The following is a 23,087-nucleotide window of genomic DNA, read 5'->3' on the forward strand; positions in this document are numbered from 1 at the left end:
GGACGGCCGGGACCCGGCCGCCGTGGCCACGGTGGCCGCCGCGTGGGAGGCGGTCGGCGGTACGGCCGCGCCCCCGGCGGGCGGCGCGTCCCCCGCGCCCGCGGGGCCGCGCCTGCGCGCCGCCGCGGGCCGGCTCCTCGACGAGCTGGCCGCCCTGACCTGCGACACGGCGGACCGCGAGCCCACCGATCTGCCCGCCGTACTGGCCGCCTGCCCCGACTGGCCCGTGTCGTCCACCGGCCGCGGCGGCGGCACGGCGGCCACCGGCGGTCCCGGCCCGCACCGGTGGGGACCGGGAGCCCCGGGCGGTGCGTACGAGGACGCCCTGCACGCCGCCCGGCCCGCCGAAGCGGCGACCGCCACGGCCCGTACGGACACCCCGCGGCCCGGCGCGACCGCCTCCGTCCGGGCGTACGACACCCACCCCGACGCCTCCTCCCCCACCACGGCGTACGAGGCCGCCCTCGCCACGGCCCCTACGAACACCCCCCACCCCGGCCCGGCCGCCTCCGCCACGGCCTACGACACCCGCTCCGACGAGGTCGCTCCCGCCACGGCCTACGAGGACGCGCTGCACGCCGCCTGGCTCGGGCGGGCCGCCGGCTGTCTGCTGGGCAAGCCCGTGGAGCGGCTGCCGCTCGCCGGGATCAGGGCGCTGGCCGCCGCCACCGGGAACTGGCCCCTGCGGAGCTGGTTCACCGCCGAGGGACTCCCCGCGGAGCTGGCCCGCGCCCATCCGTGGAACCGGCGGTCCGCGCCGACGTCGCTCGCCGAGAACATCGACGGCATGCCCGAGGACGACGACCTCAACTACCCCCTGCTCAATCTGCTGCTGCTGCGACGCCACGGACGCGGCTTCCGCACCCGGGACGTGGCCGCCCTCTGGCTGGACGAGCTGCCCGCGGGCCGGACGTTCACCGCCGAACGAATCGCCTACCGCAATCTGCTCTGCGGGATCGAACCGCCGCTGACCGCCCGGTACCGCAATCCGTTCCGGGAGTGGATCGGCGCGGCCATCCGCGCCGACGTCCACGGCTGGGCCCACCCCGGCAACCCGGGCGCCGCCGCGGCCTCGGCCCACCGGGACGCGGTCCTCACCCACACCGCGAACGGCGTCTACGGCGCCATGTTCGTCGCGGCGACGATCGCCGCCGCGGCGGGCGGCGCCGTACGGCACACGGGCTGCCCGAGCGGTTCGGGCGGGCCGGGCGCGGCCGGGTCCGGCGTCACCGTCCACCAGGCCCTGGCCACCGGGCTCTCCGTGGTCCCGCCGGGCTCCCGGCTGGCCGGGGCCGTCCGTCTCGGCATCGCCACGGCCCGGTCGGAGGACGCCTTCGACACCGTCGTGGACCGGCTCCACGAAGCCCTGGGCCACTACCACTGGGTCCACTCCGTCCCCAACGCCGCCCTGCTCGCCGCCGCCCTCACCCACGCCGACGGCGACTTCTCCGGCTCCATCTGCCGGGCCGTCTCCGGCGGCTGGGACACCGACTCCAACGGCGCGACCGCGGGCTCGGTCGCCGGACTGCTCGCCGGGCACCCGGACCGGCTGCCCGACCGCTGGACCGTACCGCTGCGCAACCGGCTCGCCAGCTCCGTCACCGGCTTCGACGGCATCGGCTTCGACACCCTCGCCCGGCTCACCCACCAGGAGGCGCTCCGCCCATGACAGCCATCGTGGTGCTCGGCAGCACCAATATGGACCTCGTCGCCTATGTCGCCCGCGCGCCGCGACGGGGCGAGACCGTCCCCGGCCGCGCGTTCCGCACCATCCCGGGCGGCAAGGGCGCCAACCAGGCCGTGGCCGCCGCCCGCGCGGGCGGCGACGTGGCGATGATCGGCGCGGTCGGCACCGACGCCTTCGGCGAACTGCTGCGCCACACCCTTCAGGTGTCCGGCGTCGACACCGATCTGCTCCACACGGCGGACGGCCCCTCCGGCACCGCCCATATCGTCGTGGACGACGAGGGCGGCAACGCGATCGTCGTCGTGCCCGGCGCCAACGGCACCGTCACGGCGCTCGGCCCCGGCGACGAGGCACTCGTCGCCACCGCCGACACCCTGCTGCTCCAACTCGAACTCCCTCTCTCCGTCGTCGTCGAAGGCGCCCGGGCCGCACGCCGCCACGGCGTACGGACCGTCCTCACCCCCGCCCCCGCCCGGCCGCTGCCGTCCGCGCTCCTCGCCGCCGTCGACCTGCTGGTGCCCAATGAGCACGAGGCGGCCCTGCTGACCGGGCTCGCCGACCCGGACGCCGCCGCCGACGCCCTGCTGCGCCAGGTCCCCGAGGTCGTCGTCACCCTGGGCGCGCGGGGCTGTCTCTACGCGCACCGGGACGGCACCCGGATCGCCGTCCCGGCCCCGCGGGTGACGGCCGTGGACACCACGGCCGCCGGTGACGCCTTCACCGGCGCCCTCGCGGTCGCCCTCGGCGAGGGCCGGCCCGTCGATGACGCCCTGCGCTGGGCGTCCTGCGCGGCGGCGCTCTGCGTCCGGCGCGAGGGGGCCTCGGTCTCCATGCCGTACCGCCCGGAGATCGACACGGCGTACGCCACCGGCGGCGAGACATCCGACGACCGTCCCCCGGCGACACTCACGGCCGGTACCGCGACCGCGGCCGTCGGATCCCCGGCCGGCCCCCTGTCCGACCCGGAGATCGGCAGCGCCTCATGACGCCTCCGCCCGGCACCCCCGGATCCCCCGGATCCCCCGACACCCCCGGCTCACCCGCCACCCCCGGCACCTCCGGATCCCCCGGCACCTCCGGATCCCCCCGCATTCCGTCCCCTCCTTCCCCCGGCTCCCCGCCGGCCGTTCCCGCCCTGCACGGTCTGCGCGTCCTCGATCTCGCCACCCTCTTCGCCGGTCCGCTGGCCGCCACCCTGCTCGGCGACTTCGGCGCCGAGGTGATCAAGGTCGAGCACCCCCGCCGCCCCGACCCCTCCCGGGGCCACGGCCCCGCCAAAGACGGTGTCGGACTGTGGTGGAAGATGCTGGGCCGCAACAAGCGGACCATCACCCTCGACCTCTCCTCCCCCGGCGGCCGGGACACTCTGCTGCGGCTGGCCGCCGACGCCGATGTGGTGATCGAGAACTTCCGCCCCGGCACCCTGGAGAAGTGGGGCCTCGGCTGGGACGAGCTGAGCGGCGCCAATCCCCGGCTGGTCCTCACCCGCGTCACCGGCTTCGGTCAGTTCGGCCCCTACTCCCACCGCCCCGGCTTCGGCACCCTCGCCGAGGCGATGAGCGGCTTCGCCGCCGCCACCGGCGAACCCGGACGACCGCCGACCCTGCCCCCCTTCGGTCTCGCCGACTCGATCGCCGCCCTCGCCACCGCCTATGCCGTCCTCACGGCGCTCACCGCCCGCACCACCACCGGCCTGGGCCAGGTCGTCGATATGGCGATCATCGAACCGATGCTCGCCGTCCTCGGCCCCGGACCCCTCTGGTACGACCAGCTGGGATACGTCCAGCCCCGGTGCGGCAACCGCTCCCGCAACAACGCGCCCCGCAACACCTACCGCACCGCCGACGACTGCTGGGTGGCCGTCTCCACCTCGGCCCAGTCCGTCGCGGAACGGGTGATGCGGCTGGTCGGCCGCCCCGAGCTGACGGACGAGCCGTGGTTCGCCACCGGGGCGGGACGCGCCGACCACGCCGACGAACTGGACGCGGCCGTCGGCGGCTGGATCGCCCGGCGCCCCCGGGAGGAGGTCCTGGCCGCCTTCGAGAAGGCCGAGGCCGCGATCGCCCCCGTCTACGACGTCCGGGACGTGATGGACGATCCCCAGTACCGCGCGCTGGACACCGTCACCGAGGTCGACGACCCCGAGCTGGGCCGTATCCGTATGCAGAACGTCCTCTTCCGGCTCTCCGGGACCCCCGGCGCCATCCGCTGGCCCGGCCGCCCCCACGGCGCCGACACCGACGCCGTCCTCACCGAGCTGGGTCTCACCCCGAGCGACATCTCCGCACTCCGCACCCAGGGCGCCCTGTGAACATCCCCCTGACCTATCTCTACGCCCCCGGCGACCGCCCCGAGGTCGTCCGCAAAGCCATCCGCTCCGGTGCCGACGTCGTCATCGTCGACCTGGAGGACGCCGTCGCCCCCGACCGCAAGAAATACGCCCTCGCCGCCACCGCCGAACTCCTCACCGACCCCCAGCCGCTCCCCGTCCACGTCCGGATCAACTCCCCCCGCTCGCCCGAAGAGATCGAGACCCTGACCGGCCTGCCCGGTCTGAGCGCTCTCCGTGTTCCCAAGGTGACACACGGCACTGACATTCCCCCCGTCGCCGGTCTCGCCCCCGGCGTCCCCCTCTACCCGCTGCTGGAATCCGCCCTGGCCGTCGAGCACGCGTACGCCATCGCCAGCTCCCATCCGGCCGTCCACGGCATCGGGATCGGCGAGGCCGACCTCCGGGCCGATCTGGGGGTTCGGGACGGCGGTACGGCCCTCGACTGGCCCCGCTCCCGTATCGTCGTCGCCGCCCGCGCCGCCGGACTCGCCCCGCCGGCCCAGTCCGTCTTCCCCGACATCCGCGACCTGGACGCCCTGTACGCCTCCTGCACCCACGGCCGGGCCCTGGGCTTCGTCGGCCGGGCCGCCATCCACCCCCGCCAGCTGCCCGTCATCGAACGGGCCTTCCGGCCCACCCCCGAGGAGATCGCGGCGGCCGTGGCCGTGGTGAAGGCCGCCGCGACCGGCGGGGGCGCCCAGGCCCTGCCCGACGGCCGCTTCGTCGACGCGGCGATCGTCGCGGTGGCCGAACGCACCCTCGCCCTCGCCCGGCGCGTGGCACCCTGACCCGCCGGGGGCCGCGCCACGCGAAGGCGGGAGGCCGCCGGGACGGATGACGTCCCGGCGGCCTCCCGCCCCACATTCGTCGCGTCGGACCCGGATCCCCCGGGCCCGTACCGCCCAGGCCCTCTAAGTGCCGGCCTCCGCCGTCGCGCCCTTCGCACCGGGCCCGGCGTCCTTCGTGTCCCCGGCGCCCTCGGCACTGCCCTCGGCCTCGTCGGCCGCGTCGGCCTGCCCGGTCTTCTCGCTCTTCTCGCTCTTCTCGCTCTTCTCGGAGCTGTCCGCCGCGTCGCCGCCGGTACCGGTCGCCGCACCCGCGGCACCCGGCTCCACGATCTCCTCACGGCCCGGCCGCAGCCGCGCCGAGAGCACGATGTACACCACCGCGAGAACGAAGACGATCAGCGCCGTCCAGACGTTGAGCCGCAGCCCGAGGACCTCGTGCGCCTCGTCGACCCGCAGATACTCGATCCACGCGCGGCCCGCGCAGTATCCGGCGACGTACAGCGCGAAGGCCCGGCCGTGCCCGAGCCGGAAGCGCCGGTCGGCCCAGATGACCAGCAGGGCGACGCCGACGCACCACAGCGACTCGTAGAGGAACGTCGGGTGGTACGTGCCCGCCACCCGGTTCGGCCCCTCGGAGATCTCCAGTGCCCACGGCAGATCCGTCGGCTTGCCGTACAGCTCCTGGTTGAACCAGTTGCCCCAGCGGCCGATGGCCTGGGCGAAGGCGATACCGGGCGCCAGGGCGTCGGCCCAGGCGGGAAGGGGGATGCCCCGGCGGCGGCAGCCGATCCAGGCGCCGACGGCGCCGAAGGAGATCGCGCCCCAGATACCGAGCCCGCCCTCCCAGATCTTGAAGGCGTCCACCCAGTTCTTACCGTCGCTGAAATACAGCTGGTAATCGGTGACCACATGGTAGATACGGCCGCCGACGAGGCCGAAGGGGACGGCCCAGACGGCGATGTCGGCCACGGTCCCGGCCGTGCCGCCGCGGGCGATCCAGCGCTTGTTGCCGTACCAGACGGCCACGAAGACACCGAGAATGATGCTGAGTGCGTAGCCGCGCAGCGGCAGCGGTCCGAGGTGGATCGCTCCGGACGACGGGCTCGGAATGAAGGCAAGGTCCATGACGGGTCCGACGCTACCTTGCTTAGCAGTGGAAGCGGCAAGCGCCCGGGGCAACGTCTGAGTAACTCATGGGCCCGCCCATCGCCCCGGAGACCGTACGACAACCCCCCGACGAGCCCGTGACCCGGCCGGCCCGTCCCCCGGTGGCAGGGGGTGTCACCAGGGGCGTCGAGAGGTTGACGCGCGGTCGCTAGGAGCCCGCGGCGGAGCCGGACGGCACCGTCCCCGGCTTCTTGCCCTTGTTCGCCGCCTCGACCCACTTCTTCAGGTTCTCCGGGGAGATCTGCTTGCCGTCCTTCTCCGGGAAGATCGACTCACCGTTGAGCAGGATGGTCGGGGTGCCCCTGAAGCCGCCTTCCGCGAACGCCTTGTTCGACTTCGCGACCCACGAGTCGTGCCGTCCGTCCTTCACACAGGCGCGGAACTCGGGGGTGTCGAGCCCCTCGACCTTGCCCGCCAGCTCGATCAGCCGGTCGTTGTCCGCGAATTTGTCGTCCGGCTCCGGCGGCTGGTTCCGGTAGAGCACGTCGTGGTACGGGGAGAACTTGCCGACGTCCTGGGCGCAGGCGACCGCGTTCGCCGCGCGGAGCGATCCGCTGCCGCCCATATTGCCGTCGATGATGGTCGCGAAGTGGTACTCGACCTTCAGCTGGCCGGCGCCCTCCAGATCGTGGATGGCCTCGCGCATCACGTTCTCGTACTGGGCGCAGACGGGGCAGCGGAAGTCCTCCCAGACGGTGAGCGTCGACGGCGCGTCCGCGGCGCCCACGGGGATCGCCAGACGTCCCTTGCCCTGGGCTCCCGCGGGCGCCAGCGGCGGGCCCGCGGTGGAGCTGTCGTCGCCTCCGCCGCTCCCCTTGTCGGCGTTGGCCGCGATCACCCCGACCACGGCCGCCAGACCGAGGACCGCGACCACGGCCGTGGAGACGACCAGCGTCCGCCGCCGCCGTTCACGGGACCGCTCCAGCGCGTGCTCCCGCTCGATCCGCTCGCGCGGGGTCGGCTTCCGCCCGCCATTGCCGCTCTTCTGCTCGTGCTTCTCGTTCACACCGGGCCAACGAACCGGGGAGGCACACCCGCGCCTCCCCGGTCCCAGATCCACCCGTACGAGCTATGCGTTCATCAAGCGCGCGCCGGGTGTACACAACCCGCGCTCCGGCTCACGCCGGTGCAGCGCCGCTCCGCCGCGCTCCGGCGCGTACCCCGGTCGCCAGTTCGGCGGCCAGTTCCCGGACGGCCGTGAGACCGGCCGCCGGGTCGGGGGCGTCGAGCATCCGCTTGACGAAGGCGGAGCCCACGATCACCCCGTCCGCGAAGGCCGCGACCTCCTCGGCGTGCGCGGCCGTCGACACCCCGATACCGACGCAGACGGGCAGCTCGGTCGTGGCGCGGACGCGCCGTACCAGGTCCTCCGCCTGTTCGCCGACGGACTCACGGGTGCCGGTGACGCCCATCAGGGACGCGGCGTACACAAAGCCGGATCCGGCTTCGGTGATCGTCGCGATCCGGTCGTCCCGGCTGCTCGGGGCGAGCACGAACACCGTGCCCAGGCCGTGCTTGGCGGCGTGTTCACGCCACAGTCCGGACTCCTCGACCGGCAGGTCGGGCAGGATGCAGCCCGCGCCGCCCGCCTCGGCCAGTTCGGCGGTGAACCGCTCGACGCCGTAGCGGTCGACGGGATTCCAGTACGTCATCACCAGGATCGGCTTCCCGGTGGCGGCGTGCGCCTCGCGGACCGTGCGCAGGACGTCGGCGATCCGCACACCGCCGCGCAGGGCGATGTCGTCGGCGGTCTGGATCACCGGTCCGTCGAGGACCGGGTCGCTGTGCGGCAGTCCGATCTCGACGATGTCGGCACCGCCGTCGAGGGCCGCCTTCGCCGCCTCGATGCCGCCGTCCACGGTCGGGAACCCGGCCGGGAGGTAGGCGATCAGGGCGGCCCGTCCCTCGGCCTTCGCCGCGGCCAGCGTCTCGTCCAGCAGGGTCAGGTTCCCGGTCACTTCGCGTCCTCCCCGTCGTACAGCCCGAAGTAGCGGGCGGCGGTGTCCATGTCCTTGTCGCCGCGGCCGGAGAGGCTGACCACGATCAGTCCGTCCGGGCCGAGTTCACGGCCGACGTCCAGGGCGCCGGCGAGGGCGTGCGAGGACTCTATGGCCGGGATGATGCCCTCGGTACGCGACAGCAGCAGCAGGGCCTCCATCGCCGCCGCGTCGGTGACCGGGCGGTACTCGCCCCGTCCACTGTCCTTGAGATAGGCGTGCTCGGGGCCGATACCGGGGTAGTCGAGCCCGGCGGAGATCGAGTACGGCTCCGTGATCTGGCCCTCGTCGTCCTGGAGGACGTACGAGCGCGAACCGTGGAGTATCCCCGGTTCGCCGACGGTGAGGGTGGCGGCGTGCTCCCCGCTGTCGACGCCGTGGCCGGCGGCCTCGCAGCCGATCAGGCGGACCCCGGCGTCCGGGATGAAGGCGTGGAACAGGCCGATGGCGTTGGATCCGCCGCCGACGCAGGCGACGGCGGCGTCGGGCAGCCGGCCAGCCCGCTCGACGATCTGGCGGCGCGCCTCGACCCCGATGACCCGGTGGAAGTCGCGGACCATGGCCGGGAAGGGGTGGGGTCCCGCGACCGTGCCGAAGAGGTAGTGGGTGTGGTCGACATTGGCGACCCAGTCGCGGAACGCCTCGTTGATGGCGTCCTTCAGGGTCCGGCTGCCGGAGGCGACCGGGATCACCTCGGCGCCCAGCATCCGCATCCGGGCGACGTTCAGCGCCTGCCGCTGCGTATCGATCTCGCCCATGTAGATGGTGCATTCAAGGCCGAACAGGGCGCAGGCGGTGGCGGTGGCCACGCCGTGCTGTCCGGCGCCGGTCTCGGCGATGACCCGGGTCTTGCCCATCCGCCGGGTGAGCAGCGCCTGGCCCAGCACATTGTTGATCTTGTGCGAGCCGGTGTGGTTGAGGTCCTCCCGCTTGAGGAAGATCCGTGCGCCCCCGGCGTGCTCGGCGAACCGGGGCACCTCGGTCAGGGCGCTGGGCCGGCCGGTGTAGTTGACCAGCAGGTCGTTCAGCTCGGCCGTGAAGGCGGGGTCGGACTTGGCCTTGTCGTACTCGACGGCGACCTCGTCGACGGCGGCGACGAGGGCCTCGGGGATGAACTTGCCGCCGAAGGCACCGAAGTAGCCCGCGGCGTTCGGAACCCGGCCTTCGGGGTCCGGTACGAAGAAATCAAAGGTTTCTGCGGAAGAAGACATCCGGCGTACTCCTCGGGGGCCCTCGGCCCCCATCCTGGTGTGCGGATCTGATCGTCGACGAGGTACGGGCGTACGCGTGCCCTGCCGCGGCCCTCGCCGCCGGTGGTACGGCGACGGGGCGTACCGTCCGGGTACGGCCGGTCACGGGCCCGGAAAGCTCCGGTGGCCCGGTTCCGCGGTCGTCCCGTGGCGGTTTCGGCGGAGGGTCAGCCGCGTACGCGGCGTCGGGGCCATCGCATGCCGTTGACCTGGCCGGGCTCGGAGCCGATCACATACCGCACCCGGCGTCCGTGCACCCGCCGCGCCGGGGCGCGGCAGCCGCGGGGACGGCAGCCGCGCGCGAGGCGGGCGTACGCGTCCCCGGGGGCCGGGCGCGGGCGGCGGACGACGACGGGCACGGTGGGATCAGCTCCGTCCGTGGCGCAGCGCCGGGTGGGCGCCCGCGGCGACCAGGTCGGCGACGGCGGTCTTCGGGTCGCGGCCGGTGACGAGGGACTCGCCGACCAGGACCGCGTCGGCGCCCGCGTTGGCGTAGGCGATCAGATCGTGCGGGCCGCGGACCCCGGACTCGGCGATCTTGACGACATTCGCCGGGATCTCCGGGGCGACCCGCTCGAAGGTGGAGCGGTCCACCTCAAGCGTCTTCAGATTACGGGCGTTGACGCCGATGACGCGGGCGCCGGCGGCGAGGGCGCGCTCGGTCTCGTCCTCGTCGTGCACCTCGACCAGCGGGGTGAGACCGATCGACTCGGCCCGTTCGATCAGGGAGACCAGGGCTTCCTGCTCCAGGGCCGCGACGATCAGCAGCGCCAGATCGGCGCCGTAGGCGCGGGCCTCCCACAGCTGGTACGCGGTGACGATGAAGTCCTTGCGCAGCACGGGGACGTCGACCCGGGCCCGGACGGACTCCAGATCGGCGAGGGAGCCGCCGAAGCGGCGCTGCTCGGTGAGGACGGAGATGGCGGCGGCGCCGCCCGCCTCGTAGTCCGCGGCGAGTCCTGCGGGGTCGGCGATCGCGGCCAGGGCGCCCTTGGAGGGGCTGGAGCGCTTGACCTCGCAGATGACCCGGACGCCTTCACCGCGCAGGGCGGCGGCGCCGTCCTTGGCGGGCGGGGCCTGGGCGGCGCGCTCCTTGAGCTCGTCGAGGCCGACGCGCGTCTGCCGCTCCGCGAGGTCGGCGCGTACGCCGTCGATGATCTCGTCGAGCACACTCACGCGAGGGGCCCCCTTCCGGGACGGTCATGCTGATCAGCATCGTTCATGTCGATGGTATCCGCAGCGCGCGCCCCGCCCCGCATCCGGTGGATACCTGTCCCACGGGCTGGGACCGCGAGGGTCGCTCCGTGGACGGAGGGACGGTACGGCCGGGTCAGGGGGCGAGCGCGGAGCCGAAGGGCAGATTCCGCACGACGCTGAAGACCAGCACGGCCGCGCCGATCGCCCACCACCAGAAGGGCTGGACGGCGATCCGCCAGGTCGCCCCTGGGACGCCCCGGGCGGCCCGGACGATCCAGAGGGTCCACAGGACGAGGAAGACGCCGTAGCCGACGACGGCCGGGGCGTTGGCGCCGAAGGCCGTGCCGAGGTCCCCGTGGACGAAGGCGTGCGCGCTGCGCAGCCCGCCGCAGCCGGGGCAGTAGATGCCGGTGAAGCGCAGCAGCGGGCAGGCCGGGTAGTGGCCGGGCTCGTTGGGGTCCACGGTCCCGACATAGGCGAAGGCCGCGCCGACGGCGGCCAGCGTCCCCACGGGGGCGGCGAGCCGCCGCCACAGGGGCCGGGGCCCGGGAGCCGGGGGCGCGGCCGGTGCGGATGCGGCCGGTACGGGCGGGGCCGACGAGGCCGGTACGGGCGCCAGCGGCGCGGGTCCGGGCGGTGCCGACGGGGCGGGTCCGGGCGGTGCCGACGGGGCGGGTCCGGGCGGTGGTGGCTCCTCCCGTGCCGACGGGGCATGGGCTTCCGGCGCCCCGGGGGCCCGGGGTGTGCCGGGCGGGGGCTCGGAGCCGGGTGCTGCGGGCGTTGTCGTGGCGTCCACCGTGCGATTCTCCCCGGAGAAACGGAAAGGCGCAGCCCGGACTCACCGGGTCTGCGCCTCGCGTCGTACGGCCGTCACCGGCCGGCTGCCCCCGTGGGGGCGTGCGGCGCCGGTCAGGCGCCGCTGCGGGCCGCCACACGCGCGGCCACGATCCGGCCGGCCTGCTCACGGGCGGCCTTGCGCTCCGCGGTCTCCTTGCGCGCGCCGAGGCCCGCGGCCCGCATGCCCATGCCCACGACGCCGCCGAGTACGACGATCACCAGGCCGAGCCAGAAGCCCGCGGGGCTGGCGGCGACCATGAAGACACCGGATACGCAGAAGCCGATGAAGGAGATGCTGGCACCGGTCCAGGCGGCCGGGGTGTGTCCGTGGTCGTGGCCCGACATGTAATGACTCCTCTTGTTGCCGAGTGCGCGGAGCGCGCGTGTGGTGCGGGCGCGGCGGCGGTGCGACGCGCCCAGGGGGGTGTGAGCCGGGGGGCTCGCATCCCATTGTCCCGTACTTCCGGTCCACCCGGACGGCAGGGTGACCGGTCTGACATCACGCTCCGCCGCGCGGTGCCTCCGGACCGTGCGGGGAGTCCGGCCCGCCGGGCCCGTCGGTGGGGTCCTCGCCCCGGTCGAGGGCCTTCCAGAGGTCCTCGGGGCGGTCGGGGTCGACCGCGGGCGCTTTCCGGGGTGCGCCGGCGCGTTCGTAGCGGCCGGACATCGCGGGCCAGAGCGTTCCGTAGCGCAGGGCGAGCAGTCCGGCGGCCATGATCAGCAGCCCGGCGGCGGCGGTCACGTACGGCCAGGGGGTATGGGTGAGGGAGCCGATCGCGGCGGCGGTGTCACCGGTGGTCTCCGCCGCCTTCTCGTCGAGGGCGTCGCGGTCGGACGCCCCGAGGAACGCGGCGACTGCGGCGCCCGCGCCGCTGAGGGTCAGCAGGGCCGCGACGACGGTCCGGCCCTTCCTCCGTACGGCGAAGACCGCGACGAGCGCGGCGAGGCCGACGACGGCGAGGGCGCTGGGCACCCCGGTGATGTCACCGCCTTCGGCGCTCAGCGACAGGGCGCCGCCCGGGGCCCGGGCCGTGCCCTCGGCCCAGGTCCGGCCGGACGCGAGCAGGGCGACAGCGGCTCCGGCCGCGCCGAGGAGGAGGGCGGCGGCGAGGGTCCGGCGGCCCGTGGCGGCGCCGCCGGCCGTCGCGGCGGCACCGGCCTGGACGCCGGCACGGGGCTGGGGTACGGGAACAGCGCTCACGCCCCCACTATCCCCTATGCGCCCGCGGGCCCGGCAGCCGCCCTCGCCGGGCCCCCGGCGTCGCGGTCCCGCGACGGGGCGGAGGTCCAGGTCCCGGTGTCCGTCATACGGTTGGCGGTGTGGACGGCCCGGAGCACCGCCGCCGCCTTGTTGCGGCACTCGGTGTCCTCGGCGACCGGGTCGGAGTCCGCCACGACTCCGGCCCCGGCCTGCACATACGCCGTACCGTCCCGCAGCAGGGCGGTCCTGATGGCGATCGCGGTGTCGGAGTCCCCGGCGAAGTCGAGATAGCCGACACAGCCGCCGTACAGCCCGCGCCGGGAGGGTTCGAGTTCGTCGATGATCTGCATGGCCCGGGGCTTGGGCGCCCCGGAGAGCGTCCCGGCCGGGAAGCACGCGGTCAGGACGTCGAAGGCGGTACGGCCTTCGGCGACCCTGCCGGTCACGGTCGAGACGATGTGCATCACATGGGAGTACCGCTCGACGGACATGAAGTCGACGACCTCGACGGAGCCGGGTTCGCAGACCCGGCCCAGGTCGTTGCGGCCGAGGTCGACCAGCATCAGGTGCTCGGCCCGCTCCTTGGGGTCGGCGAGCAGCTCCTCGGCGAGGTCGTGGTCCTCCTGCGGGGTGGCGCCGCGCGGCCGGGTCCCGGCGATGGGGTGGACCATGGCGTGCCCGTCCTCGACCTTCACCAGGGCCTCGGGGCTGGAGCCCACCACGTCGAAGGCGGCGCCGCCGTCGGCGTCCGGGAAGCGGATCAGATACATGTACGGGCTGGGGTTGGTGGCCCGCAGCACCCGGTAGACGTCGAGGGCGCTCGCCGTGCACGGCGTCTCGAACCGCTGGGAGGGCACGACCTGGAACGCCTCGCCCGCGCGGATGCGCTCCTTGATGTCGTCGACGGCCTTCTGATACTGCTCGCCGCCCCACAGCGCGGTGAACTCGGGCAGCTCGGACGGGGGCAGGGCGGCCGGCGGGGAGGCGAGCGGCCGGGCGAGATCGCGCTCCATGGCGTCCAGCCGGGCGACGGCGTCCGTGTACGCCTCGTCGACGCCGGTGGCCAGGTCGTTGTGGTTGATGGCGTTGGCGATCAGCAGGACGGTGCCGTCCCAGTGGTCGAGGACCGCGAGGTCGGAGGTGAGCAGCATGGTCAGCTCGGGAAGCCGCAGATCGTCGCGGTCGCCGGGACCGATCTTCTCCAGCCGGCGCACGATGTCGTACCCGAGGTAGCCGACCATGCCGCCGGTGAAGGGCGGCAGCCCGGCGCCCGGGTCGTGGGGGGTGTGGAGGGTCTCGACGGTGGCCCGCAGCGCGGCCAGCGGGTCGCCGTGCTCGGGGACGCCGACGGGCGGGGTCCCGATCCAGTGGGCCTGGCCGTCGCGCTCGGTCAGGGTGCTCGCGCTGCGGACGCCGACGAACGAGTACCGCGACCAGGACCGGCCGTTCTCGGCGGATTCGAGGAGGAAGGTGCCGGGGCGTTCGGCGGCGAGCTTGCGGTAGAGCGCGACGGGGGTGTCGCCGTCGGCGAGGAGCCGGCGGCTGACGGGGATCACGCGGCGGTCGGCGGCCAGGGCGCGAAAGGTGCTGAGGTCCATGGTCATGGCGCCGGACCCTACTCGCCGAGGGGGAGGACGTCGGCGTCGAAGCAGGTCCGGTCGCCGGTGTGGCAGGCGGCCCCGACCTGGTCGACCTTGACGAGCACGGTGTCGGCGTCGCAGTCGAGCGCGACGGACTTGACGTGCTGGACATGGCCGGAGGTGTCGCCCTTGACCCAGTACTCCCCCCGGCTGCGGGACCAGTAGGTGGCACGGCCCGTGGTGAGGGTGCGGTGGAGCGCCTCGTCGTCCATCCAGCCCAGCATCAGCACCTCACCGGTGTCGTACTGCTGGGCGATGGCGGGGACGAGCCCGTCGGCGGAGCGCTTGAGACGCCCGGCGACGGCGGGGTCGAGGGGGCCTGGGGTGCCACTGCTGGTCATGACGCCATTGTGCCGTGCCCGGCCGGTGCGCAGGCCCGTTGTCCACAGGCCGGACCCCGCCGGGCCCGCCGGTGGGCGCGCGGGACGGGGTTGTCCACAGGCACGGCTCCCCCACTGGGCACTCCCGGGGCACCCGCCGTACGCTGGCGGACATGTCGACCCATGCCAAGCGTGAACGACTTCTGCTCGCCGATCTCCTCGAAGGCGTCGGCCCGGACGCCCCGACCCTGTGCGACGGCTGGCGGGCCCGGGATCTGGCCGCCCATGTCGTCGTCCGGGAGCGCCGCCCCGACGCGGCGGGCGGCATCGTGATCGGGCCCCTGAAGAACCGTCTGGAGCGGGTCCAGGCGGAGTTCGCGGCGAAGCCGTACGAGGAGCTGATCCAGCTGATCCGTACGGGACCGCCGCGGATGTCCCCGCTGGGAATCAAGCAGCTGGACGAGGCGGCGAACACGGTCGAGTTCTACGTCCACGCCGAGGACGTGCGGCGGGCCCAGCCCGACTGGACGGCCAGACCGCTGGACCGGGTCTTCGAGGACGCCCTGTGGGCCCGGCTGGAGAAGGCGGCCCGGCTGCTGGGCCGGAAGTCCCCGGCGGGCCTGGTGCTGCGCCGTCCGGACGGCCAGACGGTGGTGGCCCACCGGGGCGCCCCGGTGGTCACGGTCACCGGCACCCCCGGTGAGCTGACGATGTTCGTCTTCGGCCGCCAGGACGTGGCCCAGGTCGACCTCGCGGGCGACCCGGAAGCGGTGGAGAAGGTCCGCGGCTCCCGCCTCGGCCTCTCCAAGTAACCCCCGGCCCCGCCCGACTACCCGGGCCGCCCCCGGTACCCGGCTCACCCAAGGGGGGCGAGCCGGAGGTGTCCAGGGGCGCGGGGAACTGCGCGACCAGCCATGTGCGGTCCGCGGACCGCGAACAAAGCCACAGCCGCCGGACGCGGCCCGGGTAGTCGAGCCGCGCCCCCAAGAACCAAGGCGCTGGGGGTCCCCCCATCGCCGAAGGCATAGGGGGCGGAACTGCGCGACCAGCCACCCACGGTCCGCAGACCGCGAACAAAGCCACAGCCACCGGGCGCCGCCCGGTTGTCGGCCCACCCCCCGGGAGGGGAAGCGTCAGCGGACCGGGTGGCCCGTCTCGCGGAGGGCCGTCTTGACTTCGGAGATCCGGAGGTCGCCGAAGTGGAAGACGGAGGCCGCGAGGACCGCGTCGGCGCCAGCGTCGATCGCGGGCGCGAAGTCCGCGAGACGGCCCGCGCCACCGCTGGCGATCACCGGGACCGTGACGTGCTTCCGGACGGCCGCGATCATCTCGGTGTCGTAGCCGTCCTTGGTGCCGTCGGCGTCCATCGAGTTGAGCAGGATCTCGCCCGCGCCCAGCTCGGCGGCCCGGTGCGCCCACTCGACCGCGTCGGTCCCGGTGCCCCGGCGCCCGCCGTGGGTGGTGACCTCGAAGGAGCCCCCGGGGGTGCGACGGGCGTCCACGGAGAGCACCAGCACCTGGCGGCCGAAGCGCTCCGCGATCTCCCGGATCAGCTCGGGCCTGGCGATGGCCGCGGTGTTGACGCCGACCTTGTCGGCGCCCGCGCGCAGCAGCCGGTCCACATCGTCGGCGGAGCGGACCCCGCCGCCGACGGTGAGCGGGATGAAGACCTGCTCGGCGGTGCGGCGCACCACGTCGTAGGTGGTCTCACGGTTGCCGGACGAGGCGGTGATGTCGAGGAAGGTCAGCTCGTCGGCGCCTTCGGCGTCGTACAGCTTGGCCATCTCGACAGGGTCGCCCGCGTCCCGCAGGTTCCGGAAGTTGACGCCCTTGACGACCCGCCCGTTGTCGACGTCGAGGCAGGGGATGACCCGTACGGCGAGCGTCATACGGAGGCCACCGCCACGAGGGCGTCCTCCAGCGTGAACGCCTCGGCGTAGAGCGCCTTGCCGACGATCGCGCCCTCGACGCCCCGGGGCACGAGTCCGGCGATGGCCCTCAGGTCGTCGAGGGACGAGACGCCGCCGGAGGCGACGACGGGCTTGTCGGTGGCGGCGCAGACGTTGGCGAGCAGCTCCAGGTTGGGGCCCTGGAGGGTGCCGTCCTTGGCGATGTCGGTGACGACGTAGCGGGCGCAGCCCTCGGAGTCGAGCCGGGCGAGGGTCTCGTACAGATCGCCGCCGTCGCGGGTCCAGCCGCGGCCCCGGAGGGTGGTGCCGCGGACATCGAGTCCGACGGCGATCCGGTCGCCGTACTCGGCGATGACCTTGGCGACCCACTCGGGGGTCTCCAGCGCCGCGGTGCCCAGGTTGACCCGGGTACAGCCGGTGGCGAGCGCGGCGGCCAGCGACGCGTCGTCGCGGATTCCGCCGGACAGTTCGACCTTGATGTCCATGGCGCTCGTGACCTCGGCGATCACGGCCCGGTTGTCGCCGGTGCCGAACGCGGCGTCCAGGTCGACCAGGTGGAGCCACTCGGCGCCGGAGCGCTGCCAGGTGAGGGCCGCCTCCAGGGGGGAGCCGTACGAGGTCTCGGAGCCGGACTCGCCGTGGACGAGGCGTACGGCCTGTCCGTCGCGGACGTCGACGGCGGGGAGGAGTTCGAGCGTGGTCACAGTGTTCCGATCCAGTTGGTCAGCAGCTGGGCGCCGGCGTCGCCGGACTTCTCGGGGTGGAACTGCGTCGCCCACAGGGCGCTGTTCTCCACGGCGGCGACGAAGCGCTCGCCGTGGGTGGCCCAGGTGATGTGCGGGGGGCGGATCGCGGCGTTGGTGATCTCCAGCTCCCAGTCGTGCACGGCGTACGAGTGCACGAAGTAGAAGCGTTCTTCCGGGTCGACTCCGGCGAACAGGGCGCTGTCCCCGGGCGCGTCGACGGTGTTCCAGCCCATGTGGGGGACGACGGGCGCCTTCAGCGGGCCGACCGTGCCGGGCCATTCGTCGAGCCCCTCGGTCTCCACGCCGTGTTCGATGCCCCGGGCGAAGAGGATCTGCATGCCGACGCAGATGCCGAGGACGGGCCGGCCGCCGGAGAGGCGGCGGCCGACGATCCAGTCGCCGCGGGCGGCGCGCAGTCCGTCCATACAGGCGGAGAAGGCGCCCACACCGGGCACGAGGAGCCCGTCGGCGTTCATGGCGCGGTCGAAGTCGCGGGTTATCTCGACATCGGCGCCGACCCGGGCCAGGGCCCGCTCGGCGGAGCGGACGTTGCCGAAGCCGTAGTCGAAGACGACCACCGATTTGGCGCTCATGACCACACGCCCAGCCGGAGGACGCCCGCGGTCAGGGCCATGCCCGCGGCGATGGACAGCAGGACGACGACGCCCTTGGGGAGGCCCTGCTTGGCGAAGGAGTACACACCGCCGAGGAAGAAGAGCCCGACCACGATCAGGATGGTGGAGAGGGTGTTCACAGGGCCCCCTTCGTGGAGGGGAGGATTCCGGCGGCGCGCGGGTCGCGCTCGGAGGCGTAGCGCAGGGCCCGGGCGAGCGCCTTGAACTGGCACTCGACGATGTGGTGGGCGTTGCGGCCGTAGGGCACGTGGATGTGCAGGGCGATCTGCGCCTGGGCGACGAAGGACTCGAAGATGTGCCGGGTCATCGTCGTGTCGTAGGCGCCGATCATGGGCGCCATGTTCTCCGGCTCGGTGTGTACGAGGTACGGGCGGCCGGAGAGGTCGACGGTGACCTGGGCGAGGGACTCGTCGAGCGGGACGGTGCAGTTGCCGAACCGGTAGATGCCGACCTTGTCGCCCAGGGCCTGCTTGAAGGCGGCGCCGAGCGCGAGGGCGGTGTCCTCGATGGTGTGGTGGGTGTCGATGTGCAGATCGCCCTCGGTCTTGACCGTCAGGTCGAAGAGTCCGTGCCGGCCGAGCTGGTCGAGCATATGGTCGTAGAAGCCGACCCCGGTCGACACATCGGTCTTTCCGGTGCCGTCGAGATCGATCTCGACGGCGACGGCCGTCTCCTTGGTGGTGCGTTCGACCCGCCCAACGCGGCTCATGTGCTCTGCTCCTTCTTCAACTCAGCGGCGGCGTCGAGGAACGCGTCGTTCTCGGCGGGGGTGCCCGCGGTGACCCGCAGCCAGCCCGGGACGCCGTTGTCGCGGACGAGGACTCCCCGGTCGAGGATCCGGCTCCACGCTTCGTGCGCCCCGGCCGCGCCGTCGAATCGTCCGAACTGGACGAAGTTGGCGTCGGACTCGGTGACCTCGTAGCCGATGGCACGCAACTCGGTGACCAGGCGGTCACGCTCGGTCTTGAGCTGCTCGACGTACCCGAGCAGGGTATCGGTGTACTCCAGCGCCGCGAGGGCGGTGGCCTGGGTGACGGCGGAGAGGTGGTACGGCAGCCGGACCAGCTGGACCGCGTCGACGACGGCCGGGTCGGCGGCGAGATAGCCGAGCCGGAGCCCGGCGGCGCCGAACGCCTTGGACATGGTCCGGGAGACCACCAGGTTCGGCCGGCCCTCGATCAGCGGCAGCAGGCTGGGGCGGTGGCTGAACTCGACGTACGCCTCGTCCACCACGACCAGGGACGGCCGGGCCGCCTGGGCGGCCTCGTAGAGCGCCAGCACGGTCTCCGCGGCGACGGCCGTACCGGTGGGATTGTTGGGGGAGGTGATGAAGACCACATCGGGCCGGTGCTCGGCGACGGCCCGGCGGGCGGCGTCGATGTCGATCGTGAAGTCGTCGTTGCGGGGGCCGGAGAGCCAGGCGGTGCCGGTGCCCCGGGAGATCAGCCCGTGCATCGAGTACGACGGTTCGAAGCCGATCGCGGTACGGCCCGGCCCGCCGAAGGTCTGCAGCAGCTGCTGGATGACCTCGTTGGAGCCGTTGGCGGCCCAGACCTGGCCGGTGGTGACATGGTGGCCGGCGGTCCGGCTCAGATACTCCGCGAGCCGGGTCCGCAGCTCGACCGCGTCCCGGTCCGGGTAGCGGTTGAGGCCGCGCGCGGCCTCCCGGACCCGTTCGGCGATCCGCTCGACCAGCGGCTCGGGGAGCGGATAGGGGTTCTCGTTGGTGTTGAGCTGGACCGGGACGTCGAGCTGGGGGGCGCCGTACGGGGACTTGCCGCGCAGCTCGTCGCGGATCGGCAGATCGTCGATCCGCACGCGTCGCGGGGTGGTCGGGTCGGTCACTGGCCCGGCACCTTCCAGCCGAAACGGGCCTTGAGGGCGGCGCCGTGGGCGGGCAGGTCCTCGGCCTCGGCGAGGGTGACCACGTGGTGGGTGACCTCGGCGAGGGCGTCGCGGGTGTAGTCCACGACGTGGATGCCGCGCAGGAAGGACTGGACGGAGAGCCCGGAGGAGTGGCAGGCGCAGCCGCCGGTGGGCAGGACGTGGTTGGAGCCCGCGGCGTAGTCGCCGAGGGAGACCGGCGACCAGGGGCCGACGAAGATCGCGCCCGCGTTCCTTACCCGGTCGGCGACGGCGGCGGCGTCGGCGGTCTGGATCTCCAGGTGTTCGGCGCCGTACGCGTCGACGACCCGCAGGCCCTCGTCGACACCGTCGACGAGGACGATCGCGGACTGCCGGCCGCCGAGGGCGGGCACGATCCGTTCGTCGGCGTGCCGGGCGGCGGCGACCTGCGGCTTCAGCTCCCGCTCGACCGCTTCGGCGAGTTCGGCGGAGTCGGTGACCAGAACGGCGGCGGCCAGCGGGTCGTGCTCGGCCTGGCTGATCAGGTCGGCGGCGATGTGCGCCGGGTCGGCGTCGGCGTCGGCGAGGACCGCGATCTCGGTCGGTCCGGCCTCGGTGTCGATCCCGATCCGGCCGGTGAAGTAGCGCTTGGCGGCGGCGACCCAGATATTGCCGGGCCCGGTGACCATGTTCGCGGGGGCGCACTCGTCGGTGCCGTAGGCGAACATGGCGACCGCCTGGGCGCCGCCCGCCGCGTACACCTCGTCCACACCGAGCAGGGCGCAGGCGGCGAGGATGGTGGGGTGCGGCAGTCCGCCGTGTTCCTTCTGCGGCGGCGACGCGAGCGCGATCGACCCGACTCCGGCCTCCTGCGCGGGCACCACGTTCATGATCACGGAGGAGGGGTAGACGGACCGGCCGCCGGGCGCGTACAGCCCGACCCGCTCGACGGGGACCCACTTCTCGGTGACCGTGCCGCCGGGGACGACCTGGACGGTGTGGTCCGTACGGCGCTGGGCCCGGTGGACGATCCTGGCCCGGCGGACGGACTCCTCCAGGGCGGCCCGCACGGCGGGATCGAGGGCCTCCAGCGCCGCGGTGAGGGCGGCGGCGGGCACCCGGATCCGCTCCAGGACGACCCCGTCGAAGCGTTCCGCGTACTCGATCAGCGCCGCGGTGCCGCGATGGCGTACGTCCTCGCAGATGGGCCGCACCTTCTCCAGGGCGGCTTCCACGTCGAACTCGGCACGGGGCAGCAGGTCGCGCAGGGCGGCCCCCTCGGGGAGGGCTTCGCCGCGCAGATCGATTCGGGAGATCACAACGACAATTCTCTCAGACCCGGAACCGGGGCCGTTCCCCGTATCACTGGCTGATACACAGCCCGTGGCACTCACGGGTGATCCATGACCACTAGCGTTCACCCCGTCACTCAGCGGGAATAACGGCTGTACGCACCCGGGTACGGGAGTCGCGCGACGCCGTCGAGGAACGGGGGATGCGCAGTGACCGAGCCGTCGGCCAACGGTCCGCCGGACGGGCTGAGCCCGGCCGAGCTACGTATGTGGAACGCCTTCAGGAACGGCAGCACCTTCGATCTCAGCGATCCCGATCCCCTGCGGAACGACCCCTTCTCGCCGCATCCCTGGGGTCCTGAGCGACAGGTCCGCGCCGATATCGTCGCCCTGCTGCTCCTCGACGGCCCGCCGCCGCGCCCCGGGCGGGTCGCGGCGCTCAAGCTCCGCGGCGTGCAGATCTCCGGCACGCTCAAACTGGCGGGCGGCACAGTCGGCCCCTATGTGGAGCTGCATTCGTGCCGCTTCGACAGTGAGATCCTGATGCCGGAGGCGCATGTCACCACCTTGCGGATGGTGGCCTGCCTCATTCCCAAGCTGGAGGCGGCCCGGCTGCGTACCGAGGGCGATCTCCATCTGCCGCGCTGCCGGGTCGAACACGGCATCCGGCTCACCGACGCCCAGATCGGCACCGATCTGCTGATCAACCAGATCCGGGTACGGCCGGACCGGCGCGGCCGGGCGATCACCGCGGACGGCCTCTCGGTCGCCCAGGACCTCCAGGCCGAGTTGATCGAGACCTACGGCGAGTTCAGTCTGCGGGGCGCGAAGGTCGGGGTGTCCCTGAGTCTGCGGGGCAGCAGGCTGCGGGCGGCGGCCGAGCGGCGGGCGCTGAACGCGCCGCAGCTGAGTGTGGAGCGGACCCTGTATCTGACCGGCGCCTGGGTGAGCGCCGCGACGGGCGACTCCAGCGGTACTCCCCCGTACGGGGTGATCCACACCGGCGCCCGGCGCGGGACCCGGCTCCAGCCCTTCGAGTGCCACGGCGGGGTCCGGCTGGACGACGGCCGGTTCGGCGACGCGATCGATCTGCACCGGGCCCGGCTGGTGATGAACCCGGGCGAGGAGCTGTCGCTGCGCCGGGTCGTCACCCCGGAGCTGCGGTTCAACGCGGAACGGCCCGAGGAGGGCCGGGTGGTGCTCAATGGCGCCAAGGTCGTGACGCTGGTGGACCTGGCGGCGAGCTGGCCGGGGCCCGGCGGTCTGGCGATGGGCGGTTTCGTCTACGAGAACCTGGTGCCGATCGACTCGTTCCCGCTCGCCAGGCGGCTGGCGTGGGTGGAGTCGGCGACCCCCGAATACTCCCCGGAGCCGTACGAACGGCTGGCGACGGTGCTGCGCAACAGCGGTGAGGACGCCGACGCGCGGGAGGTCCTGCTGGCCAAACAGCGGCGGCGGCGCGAGACGCTGCCGTTGGCGGGCAAGTTGTGGGGCCATATCCAGGATCTGACCGTGGCGTACGGCTACCGCCCGGGCCGGGCGGCGCTGTGGATGGCGGTGGTGTGGGCGGCGGGGGCGGTGGCGTTCTCGCGGGGCGAGCCGCGGGCGATCAAGCCGGGCGAGCATCCGGACTTCAACCCGCCACTGTACGCACTGGATCTGCTGATCCCGGTGATCAATCTCGGTCAGGACGGCTACTGGCGGCTGGAAGGCACCTGGCAGTGGATCGCGGCCTGTCTGATCCTGCTCGGCTGGATCCTCGCCACCACGGTGGCGGCGGGCGCGACCCGGCTGCTGAACCGGAACTGACCCAGGGGCGCGCCGGGACGGCCGGGGGCTCATGGAAGTACCCGGGGGCGCGCGGAGGTTCCCGAGCGCTCACCAGGACTCCGGGCGCGCGGGGGCCCGGTGGCTCCCGGGGGCGCGCGAAGACTCCGGAGGGCTCGCGGGAAGCGACGGGATTCGGCCGGACGAGCCGACTTCCGCGCCCCGGCGGGTCGGCCGAAAGCGGTTGCTGTCCGCGCCCACGGGCCGCGGCCCGGCGGAGGATCGACAAGAGCCCCTCGCGATCGTTGCGTTTGTGATGACAGATGTGATGGCAGAGGCCCTTGATGCCCTTGAGATAGAAGGGGACAAAGTGTCTCCTGAGGTGGCGATCCGGGCCGGACCACCAGCGTGTCCCCCCATAACCACCGCTTTTCTTTACGCTCTTTACGGTCTCTTGCCCTGTTGCAGTACAACCT

General features: G+C 73.4%; 24 protein-coding genes. 6 read left to right on the top strand and 18 right to left on the bottom strand.

What is annotated here, in order from left to right; all coding sequences use genetic code 11:
* The 4 genes from ACFXG1_RS25360 to ACFXG1_RS25375 form a co-directional block, all read left to right on the top strand.
* Positions 1-1,669: ADP-ribosylglycohydrolase family protein (locus ACFXG1_RS25360; protein WP_384744659.1), on the top strand; the 1,669-nt coding region annotated here is incomplete at its 5' end.
* Positions 1,666-2,673 (top strand): ribokinase, encoded by a 1,008-nt coding sequence (gene rbsK / locus ACFXG1_RS25365; RefSeq protein ID WP_384744661.1) that lies wholly within the window; start codon positions 1,666-1,668, stop codon positions 2,671-2,673. The genes ACFXG1_RS25360 and rbsK, both read left to right, overlap by 4 nt.
* Complete coding sequence (locus tag ACFXG1_RS25370) at positions 2,670-3,998, top strand: CaiB/BaiF CoA transferase family protein (RefSeq protein ID WP_384744663.1); 1,329 nt, start codon at positions 2,670-2,672, stop codon at positions 3,996-3,998. Before rbsK ends, ACFXG1_RS25370 begins: the two co-directional genes overlap by 4 nt.
* Positions 3,995-4,807, top strand: a complete 813-nt coding sequence (locus ACFXG1_RS25375; RefSeq protein ID WP_384744665.1) for an HpcH/HpaI aldolase/citrate lyase family protein — start codon at positions 3,995-3,997, stop codon at positions 4,805-4,807. Before ACFXG1_RS25370 ends, ACFXG1_RS25375 begins: the two co-directional genes overlap by 4 nt.
* 123 nt (positions 4,808-4,930) lie before the next feature.
* Here the strand turns inward: ACFXG1_RS25375 and lgt are convergent, their stop codons facing one another.
* From lgt to hisI, 11 genes are all read right to left on the bottom strand, one after another.
* Positions 4,931-5,932: a prolipoprotein diacylglyceryl transferase gene (gene lgt / locus ACFXG1_RS25380; RefSeq protein WP_384713571.1), complete on the bottom strand. Its 1,002-nt coding sequence runs from the start codon at positions 5,930-5,932 to the stop codon at positions 4,931-4,933.
* A 190-nt stretch (positions 5,933-6,122) separates the two neighbouring features.
* On the bottom strand, positions 6,123-6,980 hold the full coding sequence (locus ACFXG1_RS25385) for a DsbA family protein (RefSeq protein WP_384744667.1): 858 nt from the start codon (positions 6,978-6,980) through the stop codon (positions 6,123-6,125).
* A 112-nt stretch (positions 6,981-7,092) separates the two neighbouring features.
* Positions 7,093-7,932, bottom strand: a complete 840-nt coding sequence (gene trpA / locus ACFXG1_RS25390) for a tryptophan synthase subunit alpha (RefSeq protein WP_384713565.1) — start codon at positions 7,930-7,932, stop codon at positions 7,093-7,095.
* The gene (gene trpB / locus ACFXG1_RS25395) at positions 7,929-9,182 is read right to left on the bottom strand and encodes a tryptophan synthase subunit beta (RefSeq protein WP_384713562.1); all 1,254 of its coding nucleotides are present in this window, start codon (positions 9,180-9,182) and stop codon (positions 7,929-7,931) included. The genes trpA and trpB overlap by 4 nt, the downstream gene beginning before the upstream one ends.
* Before the next feature lie 206 nt (positions 9,183-9,388).
* Positions 9,389-9,580: a tryptophan biosynthesis modulator TrpM gene (trpM, locus tag ACFXG1_RS25400; protein WP_384713559.1), complete on the bottom strand. Its 192-nt coding sequence runs from the start codon at positions 9,578-9,580 to the stop codon at positions 9,389-9,391.
* Positions 9,581-9,587: 7 nt separating this feature from the next.
* Entirely contained in the window at positions 9,588-10,397 is an 810-nt protein-coding gene (trpC, locus tag ACFXG1_RS25405; protein WP_384713557.1) for an indole-3-glycerol phosphate synthase TrpC, read from the bottom strand.
* A gap of 154 nt (positions 10,398-10,551) precedes the next feature.
* Complete coding sequence (locus ACFXG1_RS25410) at positions 10,552-11,037, bottom strand: DUF2752 domain-containing protein (RefSeq protein WP_384713577.1); 486 nt, start codon at positions 11,035-11,037, stop codon at positions 10,552-10,554.
* 290 nt (positions 11,038-11,327) lie between these two features.
* Positions 11,328-11,600, bottom strand: a complete 273-nt coding sequence (locus tag ACFXG1_RS25415; RefSeq protein WP_384744670.1) for an HGxxPAAW family protein — start codon at positions 11,598-11,600, stop codon at positions 11,328-11,330.
* A gap of 154 nt (positions 11,601-11,754) precedes the next feature.
* Positions 11,755-12,456: a TIGR02234 family membrane protein gene (locus ACFXG1_RS25420; protein WP_384713554.1), complete on the bottom strand. Its 702-nt coding sequence runs from the start codon at positions 12,454-12,456 to the stop codon at positions 11,755-11,757.
* A 14-nt stretch (positions 12,457-12,470) separates the two neighbouring features.
* Positions 12,471-14,054, bottom strand: a complete 1,584-nt coding sequence (locus ACFXG1_RS25425; RefSeq protein WP_384713574.1) for an anthranilate synthase component I — start codon at positions 14,052-14,054, stop codon at positions 12,471-12,473.
* 17 nt (positions 14,055-14,071) lie between these two features.
* Positions 14,072-14,437, bottom strand: coding sequence for a phosphoribosyl-AMP cyclohydrolase (hisI, locus tag ACFXG1_RS25430; protein ID WP_384713551.1), 366 nt, complete (start codon positions 14,435-14,437; stop codon positions 14,072-14,074).
* Positions 14,438-14,589: 152 nt separating this feature from the next.
* On the opposite strand from hisI, the gene ACFXG1_RS25435 reads away from it, so the two are divergent.
* Complete coding sequence (locus tag ACFXG1_RS25435; RefSeq protein WP_384744672.1) at positions 14,590-15,228, top strand: TIGR03085 family metal-binding protein; 639 nt, start codon at positions 14,590-14,592, stop codon at positions 15,226-15,228.
* 321 nt (positions 15,229-15,549) lie between these two features.
* Here ACFXG1_RS25435 and hisF read toward each other — a convergent pair whose 3' ends face one another.
* Genes hisF through hisD form a run of 7 tightly spaced genes read right to left on the bottom strand, consistent with a single transcriptional unit; the run spans position 15,550 to position 20,871 of the window.
* Positions 15,550-16,305: an imidazole glycerol phosphate synthase subunit HisF gene (hisF, locus tag ACFXG1_RS25440; RefSeq protein ID WP_384722883.1), complete on the bottom strand. Its 756-nt coding sequence runs from the start codon at positions 16,303-16,305 to the stop codon at positions 15,550-15,552.
* A complete protein-coding gene (gene priA, locus ACFXG1_RS25445) occupies positions 16,302-17,030 on the bottom strand; it encodes a bifunctional 1-(5-phosphoribosyl)-5-((5-phosphoribosylamino)methylideneamino)imidazole-4-carboxamide isomerase/phosphoribosylanthranilate isomerase PriA (protein WP_384722880.1) in 729 nt (242 codons plus the stop codon). Before priA ends, hisF begins: the two co-directional genes overlap by 4 nt.
* Entirely contained in the window at positions 17,027-17,665 is a 639-nt protein-coding gene (hisH, locus tag ACFXG1_RS25450) for an imidazole glycerol phosphate synthase subunit HisH (protein ID WP_384722877.1), read from the bottom strand. The genes priA and hisH overlap by 4 nt, the downstream gene beginning before the upstream one ends.
* A complete protein-coding gene (locus tag ACFXG1_RS25455; protein WP_384744675.1) occupies positions 17,662-17,826 on the bottom strand; it encodes a hypothetical protein in 165 nt (54 codons plus the stop codon). The genes hisH and ACFXG1_RS25455 overlap by 4 nt, the downstream gene beginning before the upstream one ends.
* On the bottom strand, positions 17,823-18,416 hold the full coding sequence (gene hisB / locus ACFXG1_RS25460) for an imidazoleglycerol-phosphate dehydratase HisB (protein ID WP_384723138.1): 594 nt from the start codon (positions 18,414-18,416) through the stop codon (positions 17,823-17,825). Before hisB ends, ACFXG1_RS25455 begins: the two co-directional genes overlap by 4 nt.
* Positions 18,413-19,552, bottom strand: a complete 1,140-nt coding sequence (locus ACFXG1_RS25465) for a histidinol-phosphate transaminase (protein WP_384723135.1) — start codon at positions 19,550-19,552, stop codon at positions 18,413-18,415. Before ACFXG1_RS25465 ends, hisB begins: the two co-directional genes overlap by 4 nt.
* Positions 19,549-20,871: a histidinol dehydrogenase gene (gene hisD / locus ACFXG1_RS25470; protein WP_384744678.1), complete on the bottom strand. Its 1,323-nt coding sequence runs from the start codon at positions 20,869-20,871 to the stop codon at positions 19,549-19,551. Before hisD ends, ACFXG1_RS25465 begins: the two co-directional genes overlap by 4 nt.
* A gap of 240 nt (positions 20,872-21,111) precedes the next feature.
* Between hisD and ACFXG1_RS25475 the strand changes: the two genes are divergently transcribed.
* Positions 21,112-22,653, top strand: a complete 1,542-nt coding sequence (locus ACFXG1_RS25475; protein WP_384719760.1) for an oxidoreductase — start codon at positions 21,112-21,114, stop codon at positions 22,651-22,653.
* The last annotated feature ends 434 nt before the right edge of the window (positions 22,654-23,087 follow it).

This window comes from Streptomyces sp. NPDC059248, from assembly GCF_042753905.1.
Classification (GTDB): Bacteria; Actinomycetota; Actinomycetes; order Streptomycetales; family Streptomycetaceae; genus Streptomyces.